This window comes from Flavonifractor porci (assembly GCF_037572415.1).
Classification (GTDB): Bacteria; Bacillota; Clostridia; order Oscillospirales; family Oscillospiraceae; genus Flavonifractor; species Flavonifractor porci.
The window spans coordinates 1-7232 of record NZ_JBBHLB010000032.1 but is presented as its reverse complement, the minus strand read 5'-3'; the positions used below and the strand labels follow the sequence as shown (position 1 = coordinate 7232).

9 protein-coding genes and 2 pseudogenes are annotated in these 7232 nt (G+C 54.6%); all 11 read right to left on the bottom strand.

What is annotated here, in order from left to right; all coding sequences use genetic code 11:
• A partial coding sequence (locus WHJ28_RS16370) for a type IV secretory system conjugative DNA transfer family protein (protein WP_340043084.1) occupies positions 1-977 on the bottom strand: 977 nt, incomplete at its 3' end.
• 151 nt (positions 978-1128) lie between these two features.
• A complete protein-coding gene (locus WHJ28_RS16365) occupies positions 1129-1584 on the bottom strand; it encodes a recombinase family protein (RefSeq protein WP_340043083.1) in 456 nt (151 codons plus the stop codon).
• Positions 1585-1678: 94 nt separating this feature from the next.
• On the bottom strand, positions 1679-2308 hold the full coding sequence (locus tag WHJ28_RS16360) for a PcfB family protein (RefSeq protein ID WP_340043082.1): 630 nt from the start codon (positions 2306-2308) through the stop codon (positions 1679-1681).
• Positions 2289-3245, bottom strand: a complete 957-nt coding sequence (locus WHJ28_RS16355) for a hypothetical protein (RefSeq protein ID WP_425461163.1) — start codon at positions 3243-3245, stop codon at positions 2289-2291. Before WHJ28_RS16355 ends, WHJ28_RS16360 begins: the two co-directional genes overlap by 20 nt.
• A 21-nt stretch (positions 3246-3266) precedes the next feature.
• Positions 3267-3695, bottom strand: a pseudogene (locus tag WHJ28_RS16570) (relaxase/mobilization nuclease domain-containing protein); the annotation flags it as partial.
• Positions 3695-4012 carry a plasmid mobilization protein gene (locus tag WHJ28_RS16350; protein WP_340043080.1) on the bottom strand — a complete coding sequence of 106 codons (318 nt, stop codon included), beginning with the start codon at positions 4010-4012 and terminating at the stop codon, positions 3695-3697. The pseudogene WHJ28_RS16570 and the gene WHJ28_RS16350, both read right to left, overlap by 1 nt.
• 214 nt (positions 4013-4226) lie before the next feature.
• Positions 4227-4610 carry a DUF6329 domain-containing protein gene (locus WHJ28_RS16345; protein WP_340043079.1) on the bottom strand — a complete coding sequence of 128 codons (384 nt, stop codon included), beginning with the start codon at positions 4608-4610 and terminating at the stop codon, positions 4227-4229.
• Between the two features lie 87 nt (positions 4611-4697).
• Positions 4698-5423 (bottom strand): annotated as a pseudogene (locus WHJ28_RS16340) (DNA-methyltransferase).
• Between the two features lie 46 nt (positions 5424-5469).
• Positions 5470-6246 carry a DUF7768 domain-containing protein gene (locus WHJ28_RS16335; RefSeq protein WP_340043078.1) on the bottom strand — a complete coding sequence of 259 codons (777 nt, stop codon included), beginning with the start codon at positions 6244-6246 and terminating at the stop codon, positions 5470-5472.
• Entirely contained in the window at positions 6243-6875 is a 633-nt protein-coding gene (locus tag WHJ28_RS16330; RefSeq protein ID WP_340043077.1) for a hypothetical protein, read from the bottom strand. The genes WHJ28_RS16335 and WHJ28_RS16330 overlap by 4 nt, the downstream gene beginning before the upstream one ends.
• A 12-nt stretch (positions 6876-6887) precedes the next feature.
• Positions 6888-7016: a hypothetical protein gene (locus WHJ28_RS16325; protein ID WP_340043076.1), complete on the bottom strand. Its 129-nt coding sequence runs from the start codon at positions 7014-7016 to the stop codon at positions 6888-6890.
• Positions 7017-7232: the final 216 nt, after the last annotated feature.

Below are 7232 nucleotides of genomic sequence, written 5' to 3'. Positions count from 1 at the left end.
GCTGTGATTTTCTCGTTTTTTCTCATAACTTGCGCTCCTTTCTTCGGTTTTAGGTTGTGTGTTCTAAGAGACTTCCCAACCGCTTGATTAAGAAGTCTTTTAGAGCATACAACACCGGCTGCCATTTTGAATACCTTGTACTGCCGCACCGCTACGCTGGTGGGGTTTTCCCGCTCTATGGCATTGAACAGCAGGTCCAGCGGAGAGACATATTCTTCATCTTCTTCCTTCACTTCCGCATATTCCAGTACCCGCATGACCATGGAAAAGTTCTGTTCCTGTTCCGGTGCTTCCTGAAATAGCATGAGGATAATGGCCTGCAGCAGCGCAGTTTCGGATTTGGTCCAGAATGGATCGGATTCGTGGCTCCCCTTGGGCGTGGTAGCCTGAATGAGATTGTTCACCAGCCGAAGAGCGTCTTTTTCGTCCCGTAGGTAACGGAAGGGGTTATAGCCGTCCGACTGCTCCAGATTGACAAGGTTCAGAACACGGAGATCGAAGCCCTTTTGTTTCAGATACCCTCCTGTGGCGGTCAGGACCTCCATTTTCGGGTCAGTGATCACATAATTTGTGTTTGCTTCCAGAATATTGGGAAGAACATAGCTGCGGGTCTTGGCTGCTCCGGAACCGCCGATGACCAAAACATTTAGGGACCGCCGGTGCTTGTGCGCATCCAGTCCCAGCTTGACATGCTGTGTCAGGATCTTGTTCTGTTTTTGGCAGAACATGGCGTTGACCTGCCTGGGCGATGCCCATTGCGCGGAGCCGTGTTCCTCGCCGTCACGGGTACGGCCCTGAATCGACTGGTAGAGACAGATGCCCATGATATACAAACCGCTGCAGGCCAGAATGGACATCAGGCTGTGTTCTGTCCAGCGGATATCCAAGGGCGACTGCAGGGCGGCATTCAGATTGCTGATGAGGTCCAGCAGTCCGCCGCCGAGAGATTGCGCAATGAGCAGCGCCGCCCAGACCACGGGAATATACAGAAACAGGCAAATGATCCAGTCGCCTGCTCTGGGGGATCGCTTCAGTGGCTGTCACCTCCATCAAATGAAGATGGGCGCACCGGTATCAGTGCGCCTATCTTAGCTTTTTCTCGTTTGTCATCCGATTATATGATTTCTGTTAAATGATTTCATACGGGTATAGGATATCTACACTACAGGTGTGCAGGCGATCCTCATAGGCCAGAAGATGCCGCAGGGATTGACCGCGGAAGATTCGGTTACGGTCACAGGCGAGAATGTAATCCATTTTCCCGGTTTCCGCATCTTTTGTCATGGCCTGCAGGCCATACCGTCCGATATCTCCGCCACTGACCAGCTCACGGGTTTCACCCACGATCCGCATTTCGTTTTCCTCCGCAAACCGATACAGCTTTTCCCTCTGAATCAGAAGGCCGATTTGATCATGCTGCCGGTCAGTATCTACTCTGAGGTACATCCAGCACCGTTTTCCATGAAGTTGTTCTTTTGCGGGAAGTTCGCTGTGGGAGAGCAGCCTACCCAGCAACGCTTTGTCCTCCGGAAGCAGAAACCCAACGCTGCCTGCTCTGTCCCGATAATACATGCCAACTTTCATATCCAAGTTCCCTCCATTCTCTTAACGCTGTAAAGCAACGATACCCGAAACCTGCCGGAATATCCAGCACTTTTCCCAGACAGGATATGGGTTATTATTTTGTTTTTCCCTGAGATTTGACTTTCGTCATTTGCCTGGCCGGAGCGGACTGCCGCTGTCTGTCGAGCTGCGCCCGATAGGCTTTCAGCCGCCCTTCCACCGAGGGCCGCTCACTCGTCATCCTCGCCGCGCTCTCTGCGCGTGTAGGAGAGCTGATGCTGATAGCGGGCGAGTCTCGTTCCGACCGAGAATCTTTTTTTGGTGTTTCGGGCTGCTTTTCCTGGGATGGTTCCTCCCGCTGCTTGGGCTTTTCCGGCTGATACAGCATGCGCTTGAAGATCATATTGGCCCGATCCAGTTCCGTCACCGGCATGACCACATCCACCAGCCTACCTTTGTCATCCATATCCTTGATCGCTGCATACAGCAGTTTCTGACGGCCAGCCGTCTTGCGGAATGCATGATACTGTTCCGGGGTCATGGGGAATACACGGATGTCCCGTGTTTCTTGCAGCATTTTACCCATACGAACCTTGCCGGACAGCTTTTTATGGCTTTTCGCCAAAGCCAGCGACATGGCCAGCAGATTCTTGGCCGCCGATCCGGACAGCCGGACGGCCACTTCTCCACCGGAGAGCATCATCCGTACCATCTGGTCGGCTGCTTCACCGCCTCCAATGTTCATCTCGTTTCACCTCGCTTTCTCTCGCTTCTATTCTTTCAATGTCCTGCTCCATCTGCGGAAGGCCCTGCCGGATCTCTTGGCACAGCTTGAGTTTCCGGCGCTGGGTGCGGATCTCCCGGTTCAATTCTGCAAGCTGCTCATACAGTTCCGCCTTTTCAGCAGTCAGACGATCCCTGGGAACACCGCAGTTTTCCAGCAATGTCACAGCTTCCATGTATTTTTCAAACTCATTTTCCATACCCGTGAGGCCATCCTGATAGAGCGCCTTGCTGGGGGCCAGAGCATCCGCGTCTGCCAATGCCGTATACAGGCTCCGGCGCTCCTTTTTCCGCACATTGAGGATGGTGCGCTGTTTTATCAGTTTGGCCAGCGTTTCCTCTGTGCGGGCTTGAAAGGCATCCATATCCGCAGGCGTGGTAATGCCGTTTTCACGGAGAAAGGCAAATTGCTCCCGGTAGGCATCAAACTCCATGGCGGCTTTTCGTAAATGCGGCGTCATTCTGGGTGGGTACTGCCGCTGCCCGATTTTGCCCAGCAGATAGAGGTAATGGACATAGAGAGCCAGAAAGCCGGTGTACTTCGGATGCTTTCGGTATGGCCGGTATCTGGGGCGGGAAATCACGGCAGGCCGCCTACCTTCCTCAATGGCCTCCAGATTTCCGGCGATAGCGGCACGGATGCCATCCTCTGAAAATCGCCTGTCCTTCCGCTCCGGGTACATAAACCGTTCCTGTCCCCGCAGGCGGAATCCAAGGCGATTACCATGGTAGATCTCATAGCCCTTGTGTTCCATGAGCAGGAAGAAGTGGCCGATGTCATTGGCATCCTCAATGGCCTCCCGCAGGTCCGCCTCCAGCATGGAACGGAATGTGGGCTGGCCTTTGGATTGCCGTAGCCACTCAATGTAGCTGACTGCCTTGGCAGGCTCGCCAGACATGATGACGGATAATCCGTGTTCGCGGCAAAGGCGGTCTGAGATGGCCCGGATCTGCTGGTAGTAGCTTTGTTGTGTGCTGTGATACTTTTCGCCGGTATCTGCATTAACCGAATTGAACAAGATGTGGGAATGGATGTGATGGCGGTCCACATGGGTTCCAATTACCACTTCATAACCAGACAGATGTTCCTTCGCAAATTCTTTTGCGATTTCTATTGCCAGTTCCGGGGTAATTTCTCCGGGCTTAAAAGATTGAACAATATGGTAACACTGCCGTTGATCCGGTTTTCCCACTGCCTTTTTCGTTACCATCATTTGACGGTACTCCCGACCCGGATCACAGTTGAAATGTGAGGTCAGAATACGGCCATCTGTTTTATCTCCGTTTAGTACATAGTCAATAGCTTCTTTCAATCCTCCATTTCGGGGCAGAATCTTAGTAACTGCCACTACTGATTCGCCACCTGGAACATTAGCTCATAAATTTTATCCAGCAGGTATAGTCCGCGCTTTGCGTCCTCCGGCTTGGCAATCCCAGCATTCACGCTGCGGGCGATCTGGTTGATGTTGTTGCCAATGTGATGAATTTCAGTGCGCAGTTCCTTGATCTCCTGAGAAGGGCGCGCCTTGACCGGCTGCCCTTCGATCAGACGGGTGATGAAGGCCCGTTTTGTCAGGCGACACTCTTTAGCCTGATGGCACAACAGCTGGTACTGCTGCTGTGTCAGTTCAATATGCAGATGGTGCTTGGGTTCTTTTTCGGCCACGCCACACTCCTTTCCGCGGCCTGCGGCCGCTGATCATCCGCCCGCAGGCGGCATTGGGGACAGGGGTATCCCCTGCAAGCTGTGCAAATGTACATTTGCGCGATGCTTGCGCCATCGCCGCCAAAGGCGGCGGTGGCTTCACCGCGCACGGCGCGGAGGTTTCTTTCCAAGCGGTTGGGTGATTTGAATCATTCCTCTGCGAAAAGAAAAATGCTCACCGCTCCCTGCGTGGCCAATCCAATTCGTCCCGAGCAACTCCCTTCAGATCCAGCGTCCGTTTGTCCTTCACATACGCCGCATACCGAGCGTAGTGGTACCCTTCGCTGTCCACGAGGATTCCATCCCGGCTTTTCCGGCTTGTGACCAGCAGGCAGCGAAAACAGCCGGTTTCCGAATCATAGCCGGTGAGGTTGGTCCGGGAAGCAATAAACGGTTTCTCCGCCAGAAGTTCCTTCTGAAAACGGCGGTACTGGGGTTCCGGCAGGATGACCTCCCGGATGATTTGGAAGGCCGAAGGCTTGATGATGGGAGTATCATCCTGCAGATCAACAATTTGGATCGGTTTTCGGAAAAACCGAGCAGTCGTTTGTTTTTCCATCGTGCCTCCTTCTGATCAAGGGTGTGCAATGGCGCACCCTTGCTGGGCAAAAATCAAGACAGGGTGCATCATGTAACACCCTGCCTGTCACGCAGCCTCCAATTCCTTACGAATCCGCTCCCTGGCCAGTTCCGCATAATGGTCGGTGACCTCAATGCCGGTAGCGGAGTAGCCCTCCAGCACAGCAGCCAGCACCGTGCTGCCGGAACCGGCAAAGGGGTCCAGAATACGGCCACCCGGCTCGGTGATCTTCACGATGTCACGCATGAGCTGCAGAGGCTTCTCTGTCAGGTGGATGCGGTTCTGGGGATTGCCGTATTTGAACACACCGGGCAGACAGGGAACGGGCCGGTTGATGGGCATATCGCCGTTGGAACCCCAGACAATGTATTCCGCCTGCTGGCGGAAACGTCCTTTCTGGGGACGGCTGTTGCCTTTGTCCCAGACAGCAGTGCCGCGCCAGATCCAGCCAGCCCACTGCAGGGCATCCGTGGCAGCGGGGAGCTGCCGCCAGTCGATGAACATGCACACAGGGGCGCTGGGCTTGCAGATCCGTCGGGCTTCATACAGCCACTCCGCCGCCCAGCGGGTTCAGGAGCGCTGGTCCTTGGCGTCGCCGTCAAAGGGAGGCGGGGCGCTGTCTCCCATACTGGAATACTTCCTGGCGGTGGATTTGTTCTTTTCCGCCTGGGTGCGCCCGCCGGACGCATAGGGCGGATCGGTGATGACCGCGTCAAAGGAGTTGGGGGCAAAGCCCTCCAACACCTTCAGCGCGTCACCATGGATAATCTCCCACTGGGGATGATCGTTCATAGGCAAGGTTCTCCTTTTTTCTTTGTGATAGGAAACGGCAATACGCTCACCGTTCCTTCTTTGATGATCTGTGGCGGAGAGGTGTTTTCCCAATCTCTTTCTGATCCGTCATGATGGGGATTCCGCTCTTCTCCGCACGATGGATCTCAGCCCACATTCCATCGGTCCATACCGGGCCGTAGACATGGAGTTGCTGACAGGAATCCACCAGCCGCAGGCCCATCTCCCGTGCCGTCTGATCCTGTACCGGATCATTGGGGTCTGCAATGGGCGGGAACATGAGATGTGGGCATATGGGGATGTCTCCTTCCTGAAACACCTCCTGGGCTTTCTGGCGGGCAAACGCGATGTTCTGTTCCACATCGCCGCGTAAGGGCGCGCAGATATAGACCAGCTTGGGGCCGCTGCGCTCCTGCTCCGGCGCCCGTTCCCGAAATACCTCCAAGTATTGACTCACAGCCTGTCGCATGGCCTGGTAGTCCTTGTCATCTGGGTAATAGCCATACCATTCTGTTTTGCCGTTATAGGTCCAGATGTGCGGAGCCAAACCGTCACGAAAGGACGGGTGATTCGGGATCTTCTTGATTCCAATCACCTCTGTGATCCGCAGGCGCATCTGATCCACCACGCCGTCCGTCCGATTCAGCACCTTCACAGACAGAACATCATAATTTCTTGCCACAAATGGATCGGTGAATTCGACCCGCACCCGCAGGTCGCTGCCCAGAGAGCCCAAACAGGCCCGGCCCACAAAATGCGGCTTCTGGATGATCTTACCGTCCCCGAACAGCTTGCGAAGTTCCTGCTCGAAAAAGCTGCTCATCGGGACATCCCCCTTGATTTTGGTTTCTCCTTTTGGGACACAGTTTTTTTCGGCGATAGTTGATCACGGAAAGAGGAGCGAATGACAGAGCGGTTTTTCCCGCTGATGACCAGCGTATCCAGCGTGTCATTGCAGATCTCCTCGCCGCTGATGACCAGTGCGGTCCCGGTCAGGCGCACATCGCCGTATACTTTTCCATAGACAGTGCATTGGCCGGACAAAAGCGGCACAGCCAGCGTGTCCTGGGCATGAAGGATCATGCTTTTCCCGGAGGCTCTGGCATGGGCCGAAAGAACAGCGCCCCGAATGTAGGCATCGTCCTCGGCACGGGAATGGCCGGTCATAACGGAACCATGGGAGACATAGGCGTTATCGCAGGCCACCGCCTCACCACGCAGACAGCTGCCCTTGTCCACATAGGCATTGTTGCAGGCAATGGCATTGTCGAAGATCCAGGCGTCATCGCTGGGTTCAAAGGAGAGGTTGCTCTCACTCTCCACAAAGCCGCCCAGTTCCCCGGCTCTGACTTCTGTCCCCATATCCCGCAGGGCGCGGATGCGGTGGAGGAAGGGGTATTGCTCGTGGGGAATATCTGTGACCTCATATTTCTGATTGGTCGTTTTCCTCATCTCCTTTTTCTTTTATGCAGCCCGCCGGAAGAGACTTTCCTGTGCGTCCTCCCGGCGGAACTTCTCGTCGATGTCGGAGAAACGCATGGTTCGATTAAACTTCTCAGACACCTTACCGGGGAGGGCCTGCAGTTCCAGCATTTTGGCCCACAGGTTCGGATGATGGTCATAGAGGTGGCGCAGTTCCTTCATTTTGGCGTTGGGACAGAACCAGCAGCCGCCCCGGTCGGTGAAGTCATAGACAGGCGAAAGCAGCCCTGCCTGATATGCTCCCCCTATAGGAGACAGTGAAATAAAACACTGCTTCTATAGGGGGAGATATTTATGTCCAGAAGTAAGGTGGCATACGAGAAGAAA

Bases quoted from the DNA above. Each gene is read 5' to 3' on its own strand.
- WHJ28_RS16355 (WP_425461163.1), bottom strand. From the start codon at position 3,245: ATGTCTGGCGAGCCTGCCAAGGCAGTCAGCTACATTGAGTGGCTACGG.
- WHJ28_RS16325 (WP_340043076.1), bottom strand. From the start codon at position 7,016: ATGCTGGAACTGCAGGCCCTCCCCGGTAAGGTGTCTGAGAAGTTTAAT.
- WHJ28_RS16360 (WP_340043082.1), bottom strand. From the start codon at position 2,308: ATGAACATTGGAGGCGGTGAAGCAGCCGACCAGATGGTACGGATGATG.
- WHJ28_RS16365 (WP_340043083.1), bottom strand. From the start codon at position 1,584: ATGAAAGTTGGCATGTATTATCGGGACAGAGCAGGCAGCGTTGGGTTT.
- WHJ28_RS16345 (WP_340043079.1), bottom strand. From the start codon at position 4,610: ATGGAAAAACAAACGACTGCTCGGTTTTTCCGAAAACCGATCCAAATT.
- WHJ28_RS16335 (WP_340043078.1), bottom strand. From the start codon at position 6,246: ATGAGCAGCTTTTTCGAGCAGGAACTTCGCAAGCTGTTCGGGGACGGT.
- WHJ28_RS16330 (WP_340043077.1), bottom strand. From the start codon at position 6,875: ATGAGGAAAACGACCAATCAGAAATATGAGGTCACAGATATTCCCCAC.